Source organism: Microvirga vignae (genome assembly GCF_001017175.1).
Lineage (GTDB): Bacteria > Pseudomonadota > Alphaproteobacteria > Rhizobiales > Beijerinckiaceae > Microvirga > Microvirga vignae.
This window is the reverse complement of sequence record NZ_LCYG01000103.1, coordinates 22,524-43,803: the sequence shown is the minus strand read 5'-3', so window position 1 is coordinate 43,803 and position 21,280 is coordinate 22,524. Positions and strand designations below refer to the sequence as shown.

At 61.5% G+C, this 21,280-nt stretch carries 19 protein-coding genes; 1 reads left to right on the top strand and 18 read right to left on the bottom strand.

Features of this window, described 5'->3' with window-relative positions:
* Positions 1 to 287: 287 nt before the first annotated feature.
* The 6 genes from AA309_RS28225 to AA309_RS28200 form a co-directional block, all read right to left on the bottom strand.
* Entirely contained in the window at positions 288 to 800 is a 513-nt protein-coding gene (locus AA309_RS28225) for a hypothetical protein (protein WP_047192348.1), read from the bottom strand.
* The gene (locus tag AA309_RS28220; protein ID WP_047192347.1) at positions 797 to 1,630 is read right to left on the bottom strand and encodes a DUF3100 domain-containing protein; all 834 of its coding nucleotides are present in this window, start codon (positions 1,628 to 1,630) and stop codon (positions 797 to 799) included. The genes AA309_RS28225 and AA309_RS28220 overlap by 4 nt, the downstream gene beginning before the upstream one ends.
* Before the next feature lie 319 nt (positions 1,631 to 1,949).
* Complete coding sequence (locus AA309_RS28215; protein ID WP_200902066.1) at positions 1,950 to 3,488, bottom strand: aldehyde dehydrogenase family protein; 1,539 nt, start codon at positions 3,486 to 3,488, stop codon at positions 1,950 to 1,952.
* Positions 3,489 to 3,495: 7 nt separating this feature from the next.
* On the bottom strand, positions 3,496 to 4,407 hold the full coding sequence (locus tag AA309_RS28210) for an NAD(P)-dependent oxidoreductase (protein WP_047192345.1): 912 nt from the start codon (positions 4,405 to 4,407) through the stop codon (positions 3,496 to 3,498).
* 128 nt (positions 4,408 to 4,535) lie between these two features.
* Positions 4,536 to 5,456 carry a LysR family transcriptional regulator gene (locus tag AA309_RS28205; protein ID WP_047192355.1) on the bottom strand — a complete coding sequence of 307 codons (921 nt, stop codon included), beginning with the start codon at positions 5,454 to 5,456 and terminating at the stop codon, positions 4,536 to 4,538.
* A gap of 149 nt (positions 5,457 to 5,605) precedes the next feature.
* Positions 5,606 to 6,757: a M20 aminoacylase family protein gene (locus AA309_RS28200; RefSeq protein WP_047192344.1), complete on the bottom strand. Its 1,152-nt coding sequence runs from the start codon at positions 6,755 to 6,757 to the stop codon at positions 5,606 to 5,608.
* A gap of 483 nt (positions 6,758 to 7,240) precedes the next feature.
* Between AA309_RS28200 and AA309_RS28195 the strand changes: the two genes are divergently transcribed.
* Positions 7,241 to 7,819 (top strand): L,D-transpeptidase, encoded by a 579-nt coding sequence (locus AA309_RS28195; RefSeq protein ID WP_047192354.1) that lies wholly within the window; start codon positions 7,241 to 7,243, stop codon positions 7,817 to 7,819.
* 591 nt (positions 7,820 to 8,410) lie between these two features.
* Here AA309_RS28195 and AA309_RS28190 read toward each other — a convergent pair.
* The 12 genes from AA309_RS28190 to AA309_RS28135 all read right to left on the bottom strand — a co-directional run bounded on the left by AA309_RS28190 (position 8,411) and on the right by AA309_RS28135 (position 21,273).
* Positions 8,411 to 9,181, bottom strand: coding sequence for an amino acid ABC transporter ATP-binding protein (locus tag AA309_RS28190; protein WP_280136936.1), 771 nt, complete (start codon positions 9,179 to 9,181; stop codon positions 8,411 to 8,413).
* Positions 9,182 to 9,197: 16 nt separating this feature from the next.
* Positions 9,198 to 10,007: a transporter substrate-binding domain-containing protein gene (locus tag AA309_RS28185; protein ID WP_047192343.1), complete on the bottom strand. Its 810-nt coding sequence runs from the start codon at positions 10,005 to 10,007 to the stop codon at positions 9,198 to 9,200.
* Between the two features lie 44 nt (positions 10,008 to 10,051).
* Complete coding sequence (locus tag AA309_RS28180) at positions 10,052 to 10,708, bottom strand: amino acid ABC transporter permease (protein ID WP_047192342.1); 657 nt, start codon at positions 10,706 to 10,708, stop codon at positions 10,052 to 10,054.
* A gap of 11 nt (positions 10,709 to 10,719) precedes the next feature.
* A complete protein-coding gene (locus tag AA309_RS28175) occupies positions 10,720 to 11,391 on the bottom strand; it encodes an amino acid ABC transporter permease (protein WP_047192341.1) in 672 nt (223 codons plus the stop codon).
* An 8-nt stretch (positions 11,392 to 11,399) separates the two neighbouring features.
* Positions 11,400 to 13,040: a GMC family oxidoreductase gene (locus AA309_RS28170; protein ID WP_047192340.1), complete on the bottom strand. Its 1,641-nt coding sequence runs from the start codon at positions 13,038 to 13,040 to the stop codon at positions 11,400 to 11,402.
* 81 nt (positions 13,041 to 13,121) lie between these two features.
* Entirely contained in the window at positions 13,122 to 13,889 is a 768-nt protein-coding gene (locus tag AA309_RS28165; protein ID WP_047192339.1) for a 3-ketoacyl-ACP reductase, read from the bottom strand.
* On the bottom strand, positions 13,886 to 15,397 hold the full coding sequence (locus tag AA309_RS28160) for an FAD-dependent oxidoreductase (protein ID WP_047192338.1): 1,512 nt from the start codon (positions 15,395 to 15,397) through the stop codon (positions 13,886 to 13,888). Before AA309_RS28160 ends, AA309_RS28165 begins: the two co-directional genes overlap by 4 nt.
* A 100-nt stretch (positions 15,398 to 15,497) precedes the next feature.
* On the bottom strand, positions 15,498 to 16,610 hold the full coding sequence (locus AA309_RS28155; RefSeq protein WP_047192337.1) for an ABC transporter ATP-binding protein: 1,113 nt from the start codon (positions 16,608 to 16,610) through the stop codon (positions 15,498 to 15,500).
* A gap of 4 nt (positions 16,611 to 16,614) precedes the next feature.
* Complete coding sequence (locus AA309_RS28150) at positions 16,615 to 17,499, bottom strand: carbohydrate ABC transporter permease (protein WP_047192336.1); 885 nt, start codon at positions 17,497 to 17,499, stop codon at positions 16,615 to 16,617.
* A complete protein-coding gene (locus tag AA309_RS28145; protein ID WP_047192335.1) occupies positions 17,496 to 18,419 on the bottom strand; it encodes a carbohydrate ABC transporter permease in 924 nt (307 codons plus the stop codon). The genes AA309_RS28150 and AA309_RS28145 overlap by 4 nt, the downstream gene beginning before the upstream one ends.
* Positions 18,420 to 18,483: 64 nt before the next feature.
* Positions 18,484 to 19,731 carry an ABC transporter substrate-binding protein gene (locus AA309_RS28140; protein WP_047192334.1) on the bottom strand — a complete coding sequence of 416 codons (1,248 nt, stop codon included), beginning with the start codon at positions 19,729 to 19,731 and terminating at the stop codon, positions 18,484 to 18,486.
* Between the two features lie 54 nt (positions 19,732 to 19,785).
* On the bottom strand, positions 19,786 to 21,273 hold the full coding sequence (locus AA309_RS28135) for an aldehyde dehydrogenase family protein (protein ID WP_425286913.1): 1,488 nt from the start codon (positions 21,271 to 21,273) through the stop codon (positions 19,786 to 19,788).
* Between the last annotated feature and the right edge of the window lie 7 nt (positions 21,274 to 21,280).

The window sequence follows — 21,280 nt, the reverse complement described above, 5'->3', positions numbered from 1 at the left end:
GGTGGGAGCCGTCCACAGCATCAATAGCCGATCTTACCTCCAGGGTTTCACAAAGTGGCTAGAGCAGCGCATCGTGCGGAAAACCGGGTCCACTTTTCCGCACGATGCGCTAGGCGCTTTCGCGTATGTGCCGGGAGGCTCAGGACGAAAGAAAAATGGGCTGCCTTGATCAGCAGCCCAGAGTCGGGAGAATTCTGTCTAAGGCACCTGCCCGCTAGTCGTTGCTTGCAGGCAGGCCAACGGGAATTTCCGTTCTCGCGCGCCTTTTGTTGGTGCCTGTTCGCTTCTCATTCGAAAAGCTTAAGGGTCACATCTGCGACCACGACGGAGCCCATGTAGGTCCCGAACATGACACAGATTGCAACGATAACGATCTTCCAGCCCGAGGTGCGGGCAATGTGGAATTCGTTCTGCGTCAGCGCCAGGCCGCCGTATGCGAGCGCAGGTGTCGCCAAAGCCAGGAAGTTCAGCTTTCCAACCTGTTCAACGATAAAGGCGGAGCCCGGCACACCGGGAATTGTTGCCAGGATCGCGACAAGCGAGATCCAGGCGACGCTGGGGAGATAGAAGGGCACGAACCTTGCCAGGAGGAGTCCCACGATCGAAATCGCATACAGAAGGGCCATCCCGGGCAGTGCTGCCATGGGGTCGACCTTCGTTGCGACCCAGTTGCTGATCAAGCCGAGGATGCAGGCGACCAGTAGGAGCAACGCGTGATGAGCGAAGTCGATTCGACGTTCATCTTCCACGTTCAGGATATCCGCCGATGCAGCGGTGTTCTTGATGGCTTCAGTGGTCATGACCGTGCCTCTCGCGAAATGTTGGACGTCCGCTCGCCGCGACTGATCCGGTACAGCCATTCGGTCAGCGGCAGTGCGATGAACACACCGGCATAGAGGCCGGTCGCATAGGTGAGGATGTTGCTCGCTGCGGCCAGAGCCAGAATCGTATCCTTGTCCGAGGGAGTCGCCGACACGAGCGCGCCCGTGCAGGCCGCCAGCATGCTGCCGGATCCCACTCCGCACGACATTGCGAGTGATCTGATATCGAAGATTCCGAGGCTGTGAATCAGGGGCGGCATGATTGCGAAGACGAAGGTGCCGATGATCGTTCCGGTCGCGTAGACGCCCATCGCCCCGGCGCCCTCGGGACTGTTGAGCCCATACTTGTCCGCGATCAGGGCCAGGTTCGGTTCACGGTCGATGGAATAGGTGGCCCCGATTGCCTCACGCCCCATCTTGAGCAGGAAGACGGCCACCGGGAAGGCAACGAGGATGGTGCCCAGATTACCGATCTCCTGGAGCACCAGGGCCGGGCCGGTCTCGATCACCTTTTGGATCTGCGGTCCGACCGTCGTCCCGAATTTTGCAATGAATGGCATGATCGAGATGGCGATCATGGTGCCGGCGACCTTGGTGGCGTTGCCGGACAGGACGCGCCTGGTGCCTTTCATGATATTCGGGTTCAGAATGATACCCATCGCGAAGGCGTAAAGGATTGGCAAAAGGATCACGGCAGCGGTGCCAATGGGGATACGGATCAGCCCAATGGCCTCGGCTACCACCACGATTCCCAAAACGAAGAGGTGTAGCCCGACCCCTCCGTATCTCTCCAACGTTGTCTGTGCCATATTTCTGGTTCCCTCGAGCACATGCGGCTGGGCCGCTTTTCGTCTCAGCCCCCTTATGAGGCGGCTACGAAGTATGAAGGCGACGGAACGGGCGAATAGACCACTTATTCGTAACGAGGTGTTGCCGATTGGGCAACGCCATGGCCCCGCTGGCGTGGAATCGCCGTGCTGGATCCATCTCCCTGCAGAATGGCGATCCAAGCTGCACAGGGTGCCACGATGCGCCTCCGATGGGGACGCGAGCCCACAAGGTAAGGGCCTTTTGCGACGGCAGACGGGACCAGGTTTGCCTGAATCCCGTCAACCGGATTGTCGGGTCTCAATCGACCGGGTGATAACCGAACGTGATTGCCGGATCCTCGGCCGTTTCAACCCACACGCTCTTCGTCTGGGTATAGGCCATGAGAGCCTCCCTGCCGCTGGAACGGCCGTAGCCGCTGCGGCCGAAGCCACCAAACGGAGACATCACACTGATGGTCTTGTATCCGTTGATCCAGAAAGTCCCGGCGCGCACGTTGGCTGCCACGCGATGTGCACGCCCGACATTTTCGGTCCAGACCGCTCCCGCAAGACCATAGGGAGTGCGATTGGCGATGGAAATCGCCTCGGCCTCGTCATCGAACGGCGTCACGGCCAGAACGGGTCCGAAGACCTCTTCTCGGGCAATCTCCATCGCCGGGTCAACCCGATCGAGGATGGTCGGGGAATAGTAGAATCCGCCCGTAGCCGCGAGATGTGCGGGCTTGCGTCCCCCAGTCGCGAGCCGGGCGCCGTCCGATATGCCCTGCCGGACCATCTCGTCGATCTTCTTCCACTGACGCTCGTTGTTGATCGGGCCGATCTGGGTCTGGTCGTCGAGAGGGGCCCCGACGGGAATCCTCTCGGAGGCCTTCGCGAGCTTCTCGACGAACTCGGCATGCACGGCGCGCTGGACGAGCAGGCGCGATCCGGCCACGCAGCTCTGCCCCGCGGACGCGAAGATGGCCGACTGGGCACCGACGACAGCCCGGTCGATGTCGCCATCGGCGAAGACGATGTTGGCCGACTTGCCGCCAAGTTCCAGGATGCAGGGCACGACATTGCGGGCCGCCGTTGCCGCGATGGCAGAACCGGCCGCTGCCGAGCCGACGAACACCACCAGGGCGGTCTTCGGATGTGCGACCGCGTACTGGCCGGACGTCCGGCCAACGCCCGCAATGACGTTCACGAGGCCTTTTGGAGCTCCGGCGCGCTCGCAGAGGGCGCCGAGGACGAGGGATGTCAGCGGGGTCAGTTCAGAAGGCTTGAGCACGACGGCATTGCCAGCACAGATGGCCGGAGCGATCTGCCAGCCCGCCGTGAACAAGGGCGCATTCCAGGGAGTGATCTGCACCACGACGCCATAGGGTTCGTGGCGGGTATAGTTGAGATGAGTGGTCGGTACGGGGATGACATCACCGTACATCTTGTCGGACCATCCGGCATAGTATTCGAACATCTCGGCAACCTTGCCGATCAGGCCACGCGTGTCGCGGATCGGCTGGCCTGCCGTCCGGCTTTCCAGTTCGGCGATGGCTGGTGCATTTTCGCGCAGGAGCCTGCCGATCTCCCAGATCACCCTGCCACGCGCCGATGCGGTCAGCGCCATCCAGCGGCCCTGCGCCTCCCGGGCAGCCTCCATCGCTGCATCGACCACGGCCGATCCGGCGTCGGCATAGGTCAGGAAGACCTTGCCGGTTGCAGGATCGACCAACTCGACGGCCTCTCCATTTCCGGGAAGGATCTGACCGGCGACAAGGCTTCCGATCTCCTTCGACGGCAGGAGATCCTTGAGGAGTTCGAGAACGCGTGCGCTGCTGTCAGCATTAACAAGGGGCATGTTCATGTCAGGCAACCTTCTTGCTGGAGGAGGTGTGAGCGGACGAAATGGCGCCCATGCGCGTGAAGTCGTCGCTATCGGCCAAGTGTTCGCTGTCCGATTCCCATTCCTGCGAAACGGCCTGGGCAATGGGGAGATCGATTCCAGCCCGCTCCGCCAGCTCCCTGGCAAGCCGCACGTCCTTGCGCATCAGCCCCATCGAGAACCCGCTGTCGAAACGCTCCGACATGATCCATTTCGGGAAGTGAATTTCGCTGAGCGCCGATCGTCCGGTGGCGGCGTTCACGACCCGCAGGGCCGAGTCGGGATCCACGCCGGCAGCAGCCGCAAGCCGCAATCCCTCACTGGTGGTCAGCATATGAGCCGCCACGAGCATGTTGTTGACGAGCTTCGCCACGTTTCCGGCCCCGATCGGGCCGACATGCAGGATCTTGGAGGCCATCGCCTCGATAACGGGGCGAGCCAAGGCAACGTCCTCCTCGCTGCCGCCGATCATCATCGTGAGATTGCCCGAGCTGGCCCCCAGGGGACCTCCGCTGACAGGTGCATCGATGAAGCCGTGCCCGGCGGTGGCCAGCTCCGCAGCGAGGGTCCGGCTGACATCCGGCTCCGAGGTCGACGTATCGATGATGATGACCCGCTTTGCCCCTTTGCGCTCCAGCAGCCCTCCCGGAGCTTTCACGACCGCTTCCACCTCACGCGCGGAGGGCAGCGAGAACACGACGAAGCTCGCGTCGGCGAAGACATCCTCGATTGTCCGGGCGCGCTCTATCCCTGCCGCGGCGGCGGCATCGCAGCGGGCATCCGAGACGTCGTAGCCCAGGGTCCGGAAACCCTTGCCTGCAAGCGTCTGCGCCATTCCCAGGCCCATGCTTCCAAGGCCAATAACCCCGACCGTTTCACGATCCTGTTCGCTCATTCGATGTTCCTTCCTCCAGATCGGCGCCTTCCGGGCGATCCGATGTTCGGGCAACAGTCAGGGACGGAGTTGTTGCCAGCAAGACGAAAGGAAAGAACAAGGTGTTGCCGGGTCGGCAACACGCCATTTCAGTAGGGATGCTTCACCCGGAATGCGACCATTTCGCGTGCGATGTGACCGACCAGTTGTTCAACTGAGACTGGGAGGCGCCGCCGCGCCCGTACGATGATGTGGGCGCTTGCCTCGACCAGCAGCGGATCCGTAAGCCCGACGACACCGACCTCGCCGCGGGCCAACTCCGTATCGACAGCAAACGGAGGGAGATACGTGATCCCGAGACTGGCGCGGACAAACTGGCGGAGAACGTCGATCGAAGGGGTCTCCAGTGCAGGCGACAAGGCAAGCCCGCAATCGGCCGCCACGCGGCCGACGAGTTGGCGGACGCCGTGGCCCGGAATGAGCAGCGCACAGGGATATGCGAGGCTTTCAGCCAAACTGATGCTCGGCCGCGTCAGGAGCGGGTGGCCCGGTGGGGTTATGACCGCAAGGGGCTGCCTCGCGATGGCGATCGACCGGATGCCGGTGTCGATCACGGGATTATAGACGAGACCGACATCGGCATCGCCATCTGAGACAGCCGCAAGTACGCCTGCGGTTCCGGCAAGCTGGATCGTGAACCGGATATTCGGATATATCTTGGCAAACGTCCTGAGTCCGTTCGCCATCAGGTCGGCGACGAACCCGTCTCCGCAGCTGATCCTGACGAGCCCCTGCTTGATGCCTTTCAGGCGACCGAGTTGCTCCCGCAGGAGTTCCTCGTCCTCGACCATGCGCTTGGCGTGCTCGGCCAGGAGTTCACCCGCCTCGGTGAGGACGACGCCCCTGGCTGACCGTTCGAAGATAGGCAGGCCAAGGCGGTGCTCGATGTCGGCGATCTGGCGGCTCACCGCCGAGGGCGCAATGCTGATATGGTCCGCGGCGGCCCTGATCGAGCCGGTTCGGACCACGGCCAGGAAGTGACGAAGCGCGCGGGTGTCTAACGCATCCAAGGACATGATGCACAGTCAGCATCGGCGCGTGTTTTCGGCAAGCCCCTATTTCGAAGCTGTGCTATAATTCGGCTTCATTGTTCGCCCCGTTTACGGCTTCGTCCGAGCAGGCTCGGACCGCAGTCATGCGGTGGCCCATCCAACTCCCCTTAGGAGGAGAGCTTCGTCTCGACCACCCTGCGCCAAAGGTCCACGCCGAAGGGAATGACCTCGTCATTGAAGTCGAAGTACGGGGAATGGAGGCCAGGGTTCGCCCCGCCACGACCGCTTCCAAGCCACAGGTAGCACCCCGGTCGGGCCTCCATCATGAAGGCAAAATCCTCGGCGGCCATACTCGGTGGGGTGTCTTCGACCCTGATATTTGTCTGGGCGCCGACTACGGAGCGGATAAATGCCGCCTCGGCGGCATGATTGATGGTCGGAGGATAGCGCCGCTCGTAGCGGATTGTGGCCTTGCATCCGAAGCCGTTCGCGACCGAGTTGGCAAGGTCGGTCAGACGGCTCTCGATATGGGCGCCAACGGCGTTGTCGAACCATCGTGTCGTGCCGCGGATGACACAACTGGGCGGAATGACATTCCAGGCTTCACCGGCGTGAATCTGCGTAATCGAAAGAACGGCAGGCTCAAGAGGCGACACGTTCCGACTGACGATCGTTTGCAGGGAGGTTCCGAGCGCGCAGGTGGCCACGATTGGGTCGGCTCCCTCGTGCGGCATGGCTCCGTGAGATCCGGCTCCATCGATCACGATCTCGAACGTGCCGAAGGCGGCCATCATCGCGCCATCTCGGGCGACGCATGACCCCAGGGGCATCCCCGGCCAGTTGTGGAGCGCGTAGACGGCGTCGCACGGGAACTCCGTGAACAATCCCTCTTCGACCATGCGCCGTGCGCCGCCTTCATTCTCCTCCGCCGGTTGGAAAATGAAATGGACGGTACCATCGAAGCGCCCGGACTGGGCGCAGGCGCGAGCGGCAGCGAGCAGCATGGCAACATGGCCATCATGGCCGCAGGCATGCATCTTGCCCGGCCTGAGCGACCTGTACGGGACTTGGCCGAGTTCTTCGATCGGCAGGGCATCCATGTCGGCCCTGATCCCAATGGATCGGCCGGAAGTGCCCCGCGACAGCGTTCCGACCACACCAGTGCCTGCGAGCCCCGTGGAGACCTTCAAGCCAAACGAGTCGAGCATGCGGGCAACGAAGGTCGAAGTCTCATGCTCCTCGAAGGCGAGCTCCGGGTTGCGATGCAAATGATGTCGCCATGAGATTGTCTCGGCGATTTCGTCTGATTTCATTGGCATCCCCTGTGATCGACAGAGTCAATGATTCAGAAGCTGCACGGAAGGCGCTAGTGTCGTTTCAGGACGGCTGCGTTGCTCTAATCAGAACACTCTTGGATCCATCATAGTGATCTCATGAATCGTTTCTTCGTTCTTCCAGGCCGGATCGGCCCTGAGGAAGGCACCTCTTTGAGGCACCCCAGAGCTGAAGCAGAATACTCGCGCAATGAGCTGGTGTCTGAAGAGGGCGGCTAGGGGCAAACTTGGAAGTCCCTGCCATTCGAACGTCCGGCATTCGCACCTTAGCGGACTCCGGTTTCCTTCCGAGAAGTGCCCTTTTCGGACTCTTGGGAATAAATGACATCTAAGCCGATCGTAGGACGAAGGGTCGATCGCAACGCCCCAACGCAATTCGTACCCAACAGAGGCACTCCAGATTTGCGAGGAACCGAAGGCCAGATGTCGGGCGTTGAAGCTGTGCCATTCCACGCGAGGGAGATCCGCATGATCCGCTTCGTGTTCACTGTCGTGGCGTCTGCGTGCATCATGGCATTCACGGGCCCCGCCCAGGCGCAGACTGTCGCCTCCCTCGGTGGAGGGCCTGCCAGCTTCTTTGAGCGGCTGTTTGGCGGACCGACCTCCCCGACCGTCCGTCGGCTGGTCTCTTGGCCCGGCGATCATCGGCCCGGTACGATCGTCATCTCTACCAGTCAGCGCCGGCTCTATTTCGTGCTCGGCAGCGGGCAGGCCATCCAATACGGCGTTGGAGTCGGGCGCCCGGGTTTCACCTGGACGGGGACCAAGACGGTCAGCATGAAACGGGAATGGCCTGCCTGGAGCCCGCCGGCCGCGATGCTGCGGCGACGCCCCGATCTGCCGCGTTACATGCCCGGCGGTTTGGGGAACCCGCTGGGTGCCCGAGCACTTTACCTCGGCTCTTCCATGTACCGGATTCACGGTTCCAATGAGCCGGAGACGATCGGTTATGCTGTCTCGTCCGGGTGCATTCGAATGACCAATGCTGACGTCATCGACCTCTACAACCGAACCCGGATCGGCACCAAGGTCGTGGTGTTGCGCTGACGTGCGCCGAACATTGGCTCGATGAGTCGTCAGGGCGAGCCGTAATGCTCTGGACCAGCCGGTGCGGCGGTTTTCTTTTTGGCTTCGAAGTCTCTCGGCAATGGTCGGGAATTTTCCGTAACCCTTTGATTCAACACAGTAGGCTTTCTCCTTAGTCGGAGAAAAAACTTTGTAATTTCAATGAAGCTGGACGGACTCTGACTCTGATAGTCCTGGCCCGAATCCAAGTCCCCGCCAATATAAATCCTTGAACTTACTGGCCTTTCCCTCAGTGGAATCACCTGCGTGGCTTCGTGTCACCGCCATATCACCAACTGGAGATCGATTCTCCACCGGATGGCCTGTGGCAGAAGGATGCGCTCGGACGTGCCGCCCACCTGGATGGTGAGTGCAGGCGAGATGGCCCACGTCGAACGGCCTCTCGCAGCACGGCACGTCGGCGTACGTCTCCGGCAAAGCCCAGTGCTCAAGCCAGTTAGCAACATCATGAGAACGGATTGATGTGCTCCAGTGGCTTGGAGACCAAGGACTCGCCCCTTCTAGAGAATAGCAATATGGATCATTCTCTTTTCGACACCCGGGCCTTGGCATTCAGTGCGAGAGGATCTGCCCCAGGAAGTTGCGCGTGCGCTCGTGCCTTGGATTAGTGAAGAAGGTGTCTGGTGTCCCCTCCTCCACAATCTCTCCGCGATCCATGAAGATGATTCGATCCGCAACCTGACGCGCGAAACCCATCTCGTGCGTCACGCAGATCATGGTCATGCCCTCTTCCGCGAGGTTCACCATAGTGTCGAGCACCTCCTTCACCATTTCGGGGTCAAGCGCGGAGGTCGGTTCGTCGAACAACATGATTTTCGGGTTCATGCAGAGAGCGCGGGCAATCGCCACACGCTGCTGCTGGCCGCCCGAGAGCTGGGCCGGATACTTATCCGCTTGCTCAGGAATACGCACCCGCTCAAGGTACTTGCGGGCGGTCGCTTCCGCTTCGGACTTCGACGTGCCACGAACCTTCATGGGCGCCAGCATACAGTTTTGCAGCACCGTGAGATGCGGGAACAGATTAAACTGTTGGAAGACCATACCGACCTCGCGCCGGATGGCATCGAGATTACGGCTGCTGGCTCCGAGTTCGATCCTGTCGACGACGATGCGACCTTCCTGGGCATGCTCAAGATGGTTGATGCACCGGATAAGAGTCGATTTGCCGGACCCTGAAGGTCCGCAGATCACGATCCGCTCGCCGGTGCGGACCTCCAGATTGATGTCCTTCAACACGTGAAAGGAACCATACCACTTCTGCACGTTCTCCATGCGGATGATGATCTCGTCCCGCACGTGCTGAGCCTGCAACGCCGTCGACATGTCTCGAGTCCTTCCGTCAGGGCTTTTTCATCTCGGGCGCGTCCGTGCCCAGCCACTTCTTGTACGTTGCGTTGAGGGCTCCGCTTGCCTTCTGCTCCGCAAGAAACGCGTTGACTGCGCCCAACAGCTCGTCTTGTCCTGGCCGAAGCGCAATCCCATGCACCTGTTCCCGCAACGTCATCTTGCTGTCGAACTGACCTGGCGCGACCTTCTCGATCTCGGCGACAACGTTTGTCGCCACGCCGATCAGGTCCACCTGTCCAGAGAGCAGCGCCTGTACCGCCGAAGCATCGTCGTCGAAGCGCCGGATTTGGGTACCCTGCGGAGCAACCGCAGTGACCGATACGTCCTGCGTGCTGGCGCGCGCGACGCCGATCGCGAAGTTCTTCAGATCGGCAGGCTCCTTCACGCTGACAGCCTTCTTGCCGTAAACCACGATTCGGATGCCTGCATAAGGATCGGAAAACGTCACCTGCTTGGCCCGCTCGGGGGTGATGGCCAAAGAGGCAACCAGCATGTCGACCTTGCCCGTCAGGAGAAACGGGATCCGGTTCGGGCCGGTGACCGGGACGATGTTCGCCTTGACACCGAGATGCTTGGCCAATGCCTTTGCGATATCGGCGTCGTAGCCATCGGGCTGGCCTTCGGCGTTCGTGATGCCGAATGGTGGAAAGTCCACCAGCATGCCGATCGTGACCTGCCCCTTCTTCTTGATCTCATCGAGGGACTGGGCGGCAGCTGGAACTGTCGCCGCAAGTCCAGCGATGAGAACCGCTCCGATGGCAAGAGCCCTGCGAAAGTATTGGAAGCATAATGGTCGGTACATGAAATCCTCCCTAGGACATGGCACAGGTCGAGTGTTGATGTCCGCTACCTTGTGGTTGCGGCTGCGAAGCGGCGTTCGAGCCGCATGCTCAGGTGCGACAGCGGCCAGCACAGGATGAAGTAGATGGCTGCCACGATGCCGAAGACGACGAAGGGTCTGAACGTTGCGTTGTTGATGATCTGGCCAGCGCGTGTCACTTCGGTGAAGCCAATGATTGCGGCGAGCGAGGTCGCCTTGATGAGCTGCACCAGGAACCCAACGGTCGGCGGCAAGGCGATCTTGAAGGCCTGTGGCAGGATGATGTAGCGCATCGTGGCTGGGTAATGCAGGCCCAGCGCCCCCGCGGCCTCCCATTGTCCCTTGGGCACGGCCTGGATACAACCACGCCAGATCTCGCCCAGGAACGCACTGGCATTCAGGGTTAGCGCCACGGCGGCGGCGATCCACGGATTGGTGTCGAACCCGAGCGTGGTCGCTCCGAAGAACACCAGGAACAATTGCATCAGCAGAGGTGTACCTTGGAACACCTGGATGAACCCGCCCGCCGTGAGGGAGAGTGCCTTCAGGGATGAGACCCGCGAGAGTGCCACAATCAATCCGCCGATGGCGCCGCCCGCGAAGGCAATCAGCGACAGCAGCACCGTCCAGCGGGCCGCGGTGAGAATGAACAGGAACTCGTTCGTGCCGAACTGACGAAGCATCCTTTTCCTCCTCAACGCCGATCAGGGTACGCAAAGGCGAGCCGGTGGATCGCCGAGAACACGGCCGAGAAGGCCAGGGACATGGCGAGGTACATGAGTGTCACGACGAGGTAGACCTCGAAGCTCGTGAACGTCAGGGACTGGATATTGTTGGCCATGGAGGTCAGATCGTCGGCTGAGATGGCCGACACGACGCTTGATGTCAGCATGAGCAGAATGAACTGACTCGTCAGAGCTGGGTACACGGTCCGCAGTGCCGGCTTCAGCACGATGTAGCGAAAAACCTGCAGAGGCTTGAGACCCAGCGCCAAGCCGGCCTCCACCTGCCCCTTGTGGATCGACTCGATGCCGGCTCGGATGATCTCGGTCGCGTAAGCTCCGACATTGATCACCATCGCCAGCAGCGCCGCAGCATTCGGCGAGAGTCTCAAGCCGGCCGCCGGAAGCCCGAAGAATATGAAGAAGATCTGCACCAGGAATGGCGTGTTCCGGATGATCTCGATGTAGCAGTCGACCACCCACCGTAGTGGCTTGGGCCCCGAGGTCTTGGCCCAAGCGCAGGCGATCGCAACGACAAGCCCGAGCAGCATCGCCGACGCGGAGAGCTGTAAGGTGAGCCAAGCCCCCGCCAGCAGATCCCTGTAGGCTTCCAGCACAGGACCGAATCTGAAGGTGTACGTCACGGCAGTCCCTATGAAGCAAGAGTCCTAGGCATAGCGGGGCGAGCAGATGCCGGCGAAAGGGGTGTCCTGCCCAGAATGTGATCCGCCGCCTTCTCGCCGATCATGATCGTTGGCGCGTTGGTATTGGAAGACGTCACATAGGGCATGATCGAAGCGTCACAGACCCGCAATCCCTCAAGACCATGGACCTTCAGGTCGGGATCGACGACGGCTGTCTCATCGGTGCCCATCTTGCAGGTGCCGCAGGGATGATGGTCGGTCTTGCACGTGGCGAATGCGTACTGAACAAGATCCTCCTCGGAGATCTTGTCCGGCCCCGGCATCCGCTCAGCCAGAATGAACGGCTTAAGGGCAGGCTGGCGCATGATTTCGCGGGTCATGCGCAGGCCTTCCAGAGACATGGCTCGGTCGTAGGGATCTTCCCAGTAGTTCGGATCGATCAGGGGCATCTCGGTGAAGTTGGCGGTCTTGAGCCGAACAGTCCCTCTTGACCGGGGCCTCAGGAACGCGGAGTTCAGCGTCACGCCAGCGTTGCGCAGCTTCTCAACGCCCGCCTCAATCCCCGATCCCAGACCCAGGTGAAACTGGATGTCCGGCGAAGGGGCTGACTTATCCGCATACCAGAAGCCCCCTGTCTCGAAGAGCGTCGAGGCCACCGGTCCGCGACTGAAGAGGATGTATTGCAGGCCCGCCCACACCGTCTTGTGGAGTTTCGCATAGGAGTCGTACGTGTAGTCCCCCGTACACTCGCAGATCGTATAGAGGTCGAGGTGGTCCTGGAGATTGGAGCCGACGCCGGGAAGATCATGAAGCACCTCGATGCCGACCGACCTCAAGTGATCGGCAGGACCGATGCCGGACAGCATCAGGAGCCGCGGCGACCCAATCGCGCCAGAGGATAACACGAGCTCGCGGTCGCAGCGGACCTCGGAACTAGCGCCATCCGCCGATGCCAACTCCACTCCAACAGCACGGCGCCCTTCGAGGATGATCCGCTTGACGGCCGCACCCGTTCGAACGGTGAGGTTCGTCCGATCCCGAATGGACTTGAGGTAAGCGGAGGCGGCAGAGGATCTGCGGGCATTGCGGACGGTCACCTGATAATGCCCGATGCCGTCCTGCATGGCTCCGTTGAAATCCGGATTGTACGGGATCCCGTATTCCTGCGCGGCCCGAATGAACGCTTCGCTGATCGGGAGCGGGTTCACCGGAACGGATACCCCGAGCGGTCCCCCGGTTCCATGATACTCGTCGGAAAAGCGCTGGTTGTCCTCCGCCCGCTTGAAGTACGGAAGGACGTCCGTGTAGCTCCAGCCCGCGCAGTTGCCCTGCTGAGCCCAGCGATCGTAATCGAGCCGGTTGCCCCGGGTGTAGACCTGGGCGTTGATCGACGATCCGCCGCCAATCACTTTGGCTTGGGTATATCGCAGCACGCGCCCGCCGAGATGCCGCTGCGGCACGGTCGACCAGCCCCAACTGGCGATGCCCTTCGTCATCTTCGCGAAGCCCGCCGGCATGTGGAACAGTGGGTTCCAGTCCTTGCCACCGGCCTCAATCAGGAGAACCTTGGTCGTCGGATCGGCCGAGAGGCGGTTGGCGAGCACGCATCCCGCTGGTCCCCCACCGACAATGATGTAATCGTACGTCATTGCAATCTTCCACTGTTCAACGGCGGCAACGACCGAATGCGCCTCGCCCCATGCCTGGAAGGGCTTTCGCGCACGGCCGTGTTAAAGCCGGGCAATGCTGAGCCCGCCATCCACGTCGATGACGCTCCCGGTCGAGAAGGCGAAAGCGCCCGATGCGAGCGACGCCACCACGTTCGCTACGTCCTCACCCTCGCCCCACCTGCGTGCGGGCACGAGGCCGTCGGCAATCAGCCGGTCGTATTTTTCAGATACGCCCGCAGTCATGTCGGTCCGGATGATGCCGGGACGGACATCGAAGACGCCAATACCGTCGGCGGCAAGCCTGAGGGCTAGTCCCTGGCTCCACATGGCGAGCCCGGCCTTCGAGATGCAGTAGTCGAGGCGTTCCGGCGAGGCATGAGAGGCACTGACGGAGGTCACGTTGACGATCGACCGTGGCCCGCCTTCACGAGGCTGCCTCAGCATCAGCTTGAGCACGGCTTGCGTCAGGAACATGGTGCCACGGAGATTCACCGCGATGACGCGATCGAAGTTCTCAGGCCGCAGGTCCAGGAAATCGCCGCGGACGACAGCCCCCATGCCGGCATTGTTCACCAGACAGTCGACCCGGCCAGCCTCTTCCTGGATCTGGTTGACCCATCTGTCGTGGACCTGAAGGTCGCTGATGTCGCCGGAAAGATAGAGGGCCTTCCCGCCATGCCGCCGGAGATCAGCCAATGCATCCTCGGGACCATTGCCGGCGGTGCCCGTGACAAAGAGATCGAAGCCGTCCATAGCGAGCTTTCGCGCGATCGCGACGCCGATGCCACGGCTGGAGCCGGTAACCAGAGCAACGGGGCGAGTGTTCATGCGGCAAACCTTGTCGTTTGGATGTAGTCGGCAACCCTCAGGGCTTGCGCCGCCACGGTCAGAGATGGATTGACCGCCGCCGACGACGGCATGAAGCTCGCGTCGACGACGAAGAGATTTGGGTGGTCGTGTGCACGGCAGAACGGATCGAGCGCGGACGCCGCGGGGTCACGCCCGAACCGGATCGTGCCGCATTGATGCGAGGGCGTCCGCTTATCGAAGGCTCGCGCGAGGACGATCGGGTAGCCGGCCGCACGGAAGACCTCCTTCATGCGGCGGATGAGGCCACGATGGGCCGTCATGTTCGTCCGCTTCCACGCGAGGACGATCGACTTGCCGTCGACCCTGACTTGGCTCTCGGGATCGGGCAGATCCTCGCTCATCAGGTACCAGTCAACACTGTGGCGGGCGAGCCGCTCGAGCACGAAATCGGGCGCCCATCGAAGGTTCGCCTTCAGCACGGGGGCCGAGATCCTCCCGAGGAGCTGGACGTTTCCGAGAGGCGGGCCGCCACGGCCGTCATCAAAGTAGAAGTCATTCAGACCGATGGTCTTTTGATAGACTGAGTCGTTTCTCTTCCGCGGATCGACCGTCAGCATGGCAGTCGCGTTGTGATTCATGAAGTGACGACCGACGACCCCGGATCGATTGGCGAGGCCGCCCGGATGGCGTTCCGTAGCCGACCTGAGAAGGATCGCGGCCGAATTGATCGCGCCCGCGGAAAGAACCACGATGTTGGCGCGGATCACGAACCGCTCGCCGTTCTTGACGTACTCCGCCCCGGCAATGCGACGGCCATCGCTTTCCAAGATCAGGCGCTGGACCATTGCGCCGGTGACTAGGCTGACGGACGGCTCCCTGAGTGCGACCGCCAGCGCAGCCGTCTCAGCGTCGAACTTCCCCGTCCGGGTGTCAGGATACGCATCCCATGGCGTCTTGGCATGGGAGAGCCACTGGTCGATATCGATGGCGAGCGGGAGAGAAAATGGATGCAGGCCTACCTTGCGCAGCCGTTCACGGGCTGAGGCGATGGCTGGTTCGTCCGGAACCGGCGGATGCGGATACGGCGCGGAATGCGCCGGCTCCGTCGGATCCTGCCCCAACGCACCGCGGACCTGGAAGAGTCGCTCCGCGGCGCAGTACCAAGACTCCAGGTCCTGGTAGTGGATCGGCCACGCCGGCGAGACTCCGTCGGCATGCTCGAGAGCCTCGAAATCCCGCTCCCGATACCGGAGCATCACGGCGCCGAAGAATTTGGAGTTCCCGCCGACGTAATAGTAATTGCCGGGGTTGAACTCCTTCCCTGCCGCGTCACGCCACATCTCTTTGGGGCGGTAGTGTTCCTCGACGAAGATCGAACGAGTGTTTCGCGCGTGGGGCGTATGCGGCAACTGCTCGCCGCGCTCGAGAATGACCACAGACGCGCCGCTTGTGCTGAGGCCCGCGGCCATGCAGGCCCCGCCGATCCCGGATCCGATAATCAAGATATCGGTACTTTGCTCACGCATCACGCCACCGATTTACAATAATCGCACCGAAGTGGATTACACGGTCGATCAAGCTGCTCATGCGGCACCTTCGATCAGAATATCGAAACCGTCTTTCATATCAGAGTCTCTGTCCCGTCGAGGGATCGAACAGAACGGCCTTGTCGAGGTTGAAAGCGAACGGCGTGGTCTGGCCAGGCTGGATGGAAGCGTCGGCCCTCATGCGTGCAACGACTTCCTTCCCGCCGAGAGTCGTGACCACGTAGGTATCAGCGCCCGCAGGCTCTACGACGTCGACGAAGCAATTGAGCATTTCAACGGCCGTTGCTCCGCGATCGGCGCCATCGGGGTCTGTAATTGCCTCGGGCCGGACGCCGAGGATCACCTCGCGCCCTTCCTGCCCGGCAATGACACCCAGTGCCCCGGAGAGAGGCAGCACGATGGGCTCGCCACCATGTCGGGATAAGGACAGCCCTTTGCTGTTTCCGCCGTTGACGACTTTCGCGCTGATCAGGTTCATGGCGGGCGAGCCCATGAAATCGGCCACGAACAGATTGGCTGGGCGGTTGTAGATCTCCGACGGCGTTCCGACCTGCTGCAACTCGCCATCCTTCAGGACGGCAATCTTGGTTGCCAACGTCATGGCCTCGATCTGGTCGTGGGTCACGTAGACGATCGTCGCGCCGGTCTTCTGGTGGAGACGCTTGATCTCTGTGCGCATGTCCACGCGCAGCTTTGCATCGAGATTGGACAGAGGCTCGTCGAACAGGAAGACCCTGGGATTGCGCACCAGGGCGCGTCCCATGGCGACGCGCTGGCGCTGGCCGCCCGAGAGCTGGCCCGGCTTGCGATTGAGAAGATGCTCGATCTGGAGCATCTTGGCGACCTCCGCCACAGCCTTGTCACGTTCGGGCTTCGGAACGCCCCTCATCTCCAATCCAAAGGCGATGTTCTGTGCCACGCTCATGTTGGGATAAAGCGCATAGGACTGGAACACCATCGCGATATCGCGCTTCGAAGGATGGCGGTCGTTCACGACCTCGCCGGCGATGCTGATCGTGCCCTCTGAGATGGTCTCAAGCCCGGCAATGGTGCTGAGCAGCGTCGACTTTCCGCAACCGGAGGGACCGACGAGAACAAGGAAACCGCCGCGGTCGAGGGTAAGATCAATCCCCTTGAGGATCTCGAGAGCGCCAAATCGTTTGCGGAGCCCGGTAATTTCAAGAAAGGCCATGAGATTATCCTTTCACGGCGCCGGCCATCAGGCCGCGCACGAAATAGCGTCCGGCAAGGACATAGACGATGAGTGTCGGGAGAGCCGCAATCATGGCGGCAGCCATATGCACGTTGTACTCGCGGACGCCCGTCGAGGTATTGACGAGATTGTTCAGCGCCACCGTCATCGGAGCGTTGGCACCCGACGTGAAGGAGGCGCCGAACAGGAAGTCGTTCCAGACATTGGTGAACTGGAAGATCACCGTCACGACGATGATCGGTCCTGATGAGGGCAGCAGGATGCGGCGGAAGATCTGGAAGAAGCTGGCTCCGTCCATCTGCGCTGCCCGGATCAGCTCGTTCGGGAAAGCCTCGTAGTAGTTGCGAAAGAACAGCGTCGTGAAGCCCAGGCCATAGACCACATGGACGAGGACGAGTCCCGGTATGGAATCCGCAAGGCCAATGAGTCCCAAGATACGTGCCATAGGGATCAGCACCGTCTGGAACGGAATGAAGCAGGCGAACAGCATCAGCCCGAACACCCACTTGTGGCCGGGAAAGCGCCACTTGGTGAGCACGTAGCCGTTGAGTGCGCCAAGAAGGGTCGAGATCGCCACGGCAGGAACAACCATGGAAATCGAGTTCCAGAAGTATCCCTTGATACCTGCACAGGTCAGCCCGACGCAGGCGCTGCCCCAAGCTGCAAGCCATGGCTCGACGGTCGGGTTGTGCGGCAGCGCCAGCATGTTCCCTTCGCGGATTTCATCGAGGGTCTTGAACGACGTGATCACCATCACGAACAGAGGCAGCAGGTAGAAGACCGCGAAGAGAGCCAACAATCCGTAGATCACGACCTTGGTGGTGATGGAGGACCCAGCCGGGCCGGAGGACGCAGCAACGGCGCTCATGAGTTCTTCTCCCTCAGTTCCGAATAGAGATACGGGACGATGATGGCGCAGATCGTCATGAGCATGATCACCGCGCTTGCCGCGCCCACTGCCATCTGGTTGCGGGTGAACGTGTAGGAGTACATGAAGGTCGAGGGCAGCTCGGTGGCGTTGCCCGGGCCTCCGCCCGTCAGCGCAATCACAAGGTCGTAGGACTTGATCGCCATGTGCGCGAGCACGATGAAGGCCGAGAGGAACACCGGCCGCAGCATCGGGATGACGATGCGTCGATAGAGAGCAATCGTGCTTGCCCCATCGATCTGGGCTGCCTTCAGGATTTCCCCGTCTATACCGCGCAGGCCCGCGAGAAACATCGCCATGCAGAAGCCGGACGCCTGCCAGACGCCTGCAATGACGACGGTGTAGATCGCCATATCGGGGTTGACGAGCCAATCGAGCTTGAACCACGCATAGCCCCAGTCGTGCATTGTCTTCTCGAGGCCGAGTCCTGGATTGAGAAACCACTTCCAGGCCGTTCCCGTGACGATGAACGAGAGTGCCATTGGGTAGAGGTAAATCGGCCGCAACACGCCCTCGCCCCGTATCTTCTGGTCGAGCAGGATTGCGAGGAAAAGACCGAGCGCGATGCAGACCCCGATATAGAGCCCGCCAAAGATCCCGAGGTTCGTGATCGCCACCCACCAGTTCGGCTGCGACCACAGCCGCTGATAGGCGTCGAATCCGGCGAGTTCATAGACGGGAAGCAGCCGCGAGCGCGTGAACGACAGATAAATCGTGAAAAGAATGAATCCGTAGACGAAGACCAGGATCGCCGCGAAGGACGGTGCAAGCACCAGCTTCGGGAGCGCTGCCTGCAGGCGCATCATGGTGCCCTCTTTAGGACGTGGATGCACCTCGACTGGCGTTGCAATCATGCTCATGGACGTCTTCCCCATTTTGATTGTTGGAAGACAGGCGGGGCACGGGGCCCCGCCTGTTCGTCACCTAAGACGCGCTCTTGACGGCAGCGGCGAGCTCCTTCGGAGCCTGTTCGGTCGACAACTGGCCATTGAAATGGCGGGTGATCACGTCATACATGGCGTTCTTCACCGCTGCGCGGTTGGCATGGCCATGCGCCATGGAGCCCATAAGCGTGCCCTTCTGCGCCGCTTCCTTGGCGTCCGCGATCGCCTTCTTGCCGCAAGCGTCGAAGGCCGTGTCGGGCACATCCGTGCGGGCAGGCACCGACCCCTTCACCACGTTGAAGGCGGATTGGAAGGCCGGATCCATCGTCGCGGCGGCGAGCGCGTTCTGCGCCTCCTGGCGCTCCTTGCTCACCTTGAACATGACGAACTGATCGGAGTTGAAGGTGACGTTCCCCTGCGTGCCGGGGAAACGGAAGCACACGAAGTCCTGCTCGGGCTTCTTGCCGGCATTGATGAACTCGCCCTTCGCCCAGTCACCCATGATCTGCATGGCGGCGTCGCCCTTGATCACCATCGCGGATGCAAGATTCCAGTCGCGACCGGAAAAGTTCGGGTCCACGTAGGTGCGCAGCTTGGCCATGCGCTCGAAGACCGTCTTCATGGTGTCGGAGGCCAGAGCGGACTGATCAAGGTCAATCATGGTCTTCTTGTAGAAGTCCGGACCGCCGGTCGTGAGAAGGACGGAGTCGAAGATCGTTGCATCCTGCCAGGCCTGGCCGCCATGGGCGAGCGGAGTGACGCCGGCAGCCTTGGCCTTGTCGAGAACGGCGATCAGTTCATCCCAGGTGGCCGGCTGCTTGGCGCCGATCTTGTCCAGAACGGCCTTGTTGGCCCAGATCCAGTTCGTGGAGTGCATGTTGACGGGGGCCGAGATCCACTTGCCCTCGTACTTCGAGAATTTCTGCAGCGCCTCCGGAACGACCTTGTCCCAGCCTTCCTTGGTTGCGACCGGCGTCAGGTCGCCGAGAACGCCCTGCTCGGCCCAGTCCTGAATGTCGAAGCCGAGCATCTGCACGGCGGTGGGGATGTTACCCGCAGTGACGCGGGCGCGCAGCACCGTCATGGCCTGAGTGCCGCCGCCGCCGGCAATGGGATTGTCCTTCCAGACGAAGCCCTGCTTTTGCAGGTTGTCCTTGAGCACGTTGAGAGCGGCCGCCTCACCTCCCGAGGTCCACCAGTGGACCATTTCGATTTCCTTAGTCTGCGCCTGGGCGCCAGTGGCACCGAGAGCGAAAACGCTCGCGAGTAAGATCTTCTTCAGGCTCATTGTTCTCCTCCCAGAGAAACTTGGCTCGGGACCACCCCGGCCAATTTGTTATCATCAGGCTTGGCCGGCGGGGTTGGTGACCCACCACGCCGTCCTGGGCCCGTGATGCATATGAAGCGTCTTCTCCTCCGTGTAGTCATCGACCGCCCTGCGGCCCAACTCACGGCCCAGACCAGATTGCTTGTATCCGCCGAAGGGAAGCTCGCTCGCGCCGTCCATGAAGGTGTTCATCCACACGGTTCCAGCATGGATGCCACGGCTGACGTTGAGGCAAGTGTTGAAGTCCCGGCTCCAGACGCCCGCCGAGAGCCCATAATCGGTGCCGTTGGCGATCACCACGGCCTCCTCGGCGGTTTCAAACGTGAGGACCGACAGCACCGGGCCGAAGACCTCTTCCCGGGCAATGGTCATCTGGGGCTTTACGCCGTCGACGATGGTCGGGGCCATGAACTGCCCGCTCTCGTAATCAAGCCGGGTCCCACCCACCTTGACCTCGGCGCCGGCTTCCTGGGCATCGGCAACGTAGCCCTCGATTTTAGCCAGATGTTCCGGCGTCACGATGGCGCCGACGCGCACATCCTCGTCCAATGGGTCGCCGACCTTGACATCCCGGACCTTCCGCTGAAGGTCTGCAACAAAGCTTTCAGCGATCGACCGCTGGATGATGAGACGGCTCCCGGCGTTGCAGCATTCGCCGGCGTTGAAGTAGGCGCCGAACACGGCGGCATCGAGGGCCGCCTCGAGGTCGGCATCGGCGAAGATGATCTGGGGGTTTTTCCCACCCAGCTCCATCGACACTTTCTTCAACGTCTGCGCCGCTGTGGCCATTGCGCTCTTTCCGACGCGCGTCGATCCCGTAAACGAGATCATATCAACACGAGGGTCCGACGTCATCACAGCACCAACATCCAGGCCCTTCCCGGAGAGGATGTTCACGACGCCGGCGGGGAGACCTGCTTCGAGTAGCAGCTTTCCAAGGTAAAGCGTCGACGCGGACGTCAATTCACTCGGCTTGACCACTGCCGTGCAACCCGCAGCCAATGCGAACGGCAACTTCTGGCTGACGATCAGGAACGGGAAATTCCACGGCGTGATGATGGAGACGACGCCGATGGGGTCCCGGACGACCACTCCCAACTTGTGAGGACCAATCGTGGAGAAGCTCTCGCCATGCAGGTCCCGAGTCAGAGCAGCCGCATAGCGCCAGATGTCGGCGGCGCCCGCAATCTCACCGCGGGCCTGCGCAATTGGCTTGCCGCTTTCCAGCGTATCCAGCATGGCGAGCAATTCGGCGTCACGCTCGATGAGTGACGCGACGTTGAGAAGGACCTTGGAGCGCTCGGACCCGCTCATACGCGGCCACGAACCACGGTCGAACGCGGCGCGCGCCGCTGAAATGGCCAGGTCGGCCTCGTGTTCCGATGCCTTGGAATAGGTCGAGACCGTAACGCCGTGAGCCGGGCTCACGCGCTCTATCGTTTCCCCGCTCCGTGCCTTGGTCCAACGTCCATCAATCAGCAGCTCGTAGGAGCGCGGCGTCATCGCCAGT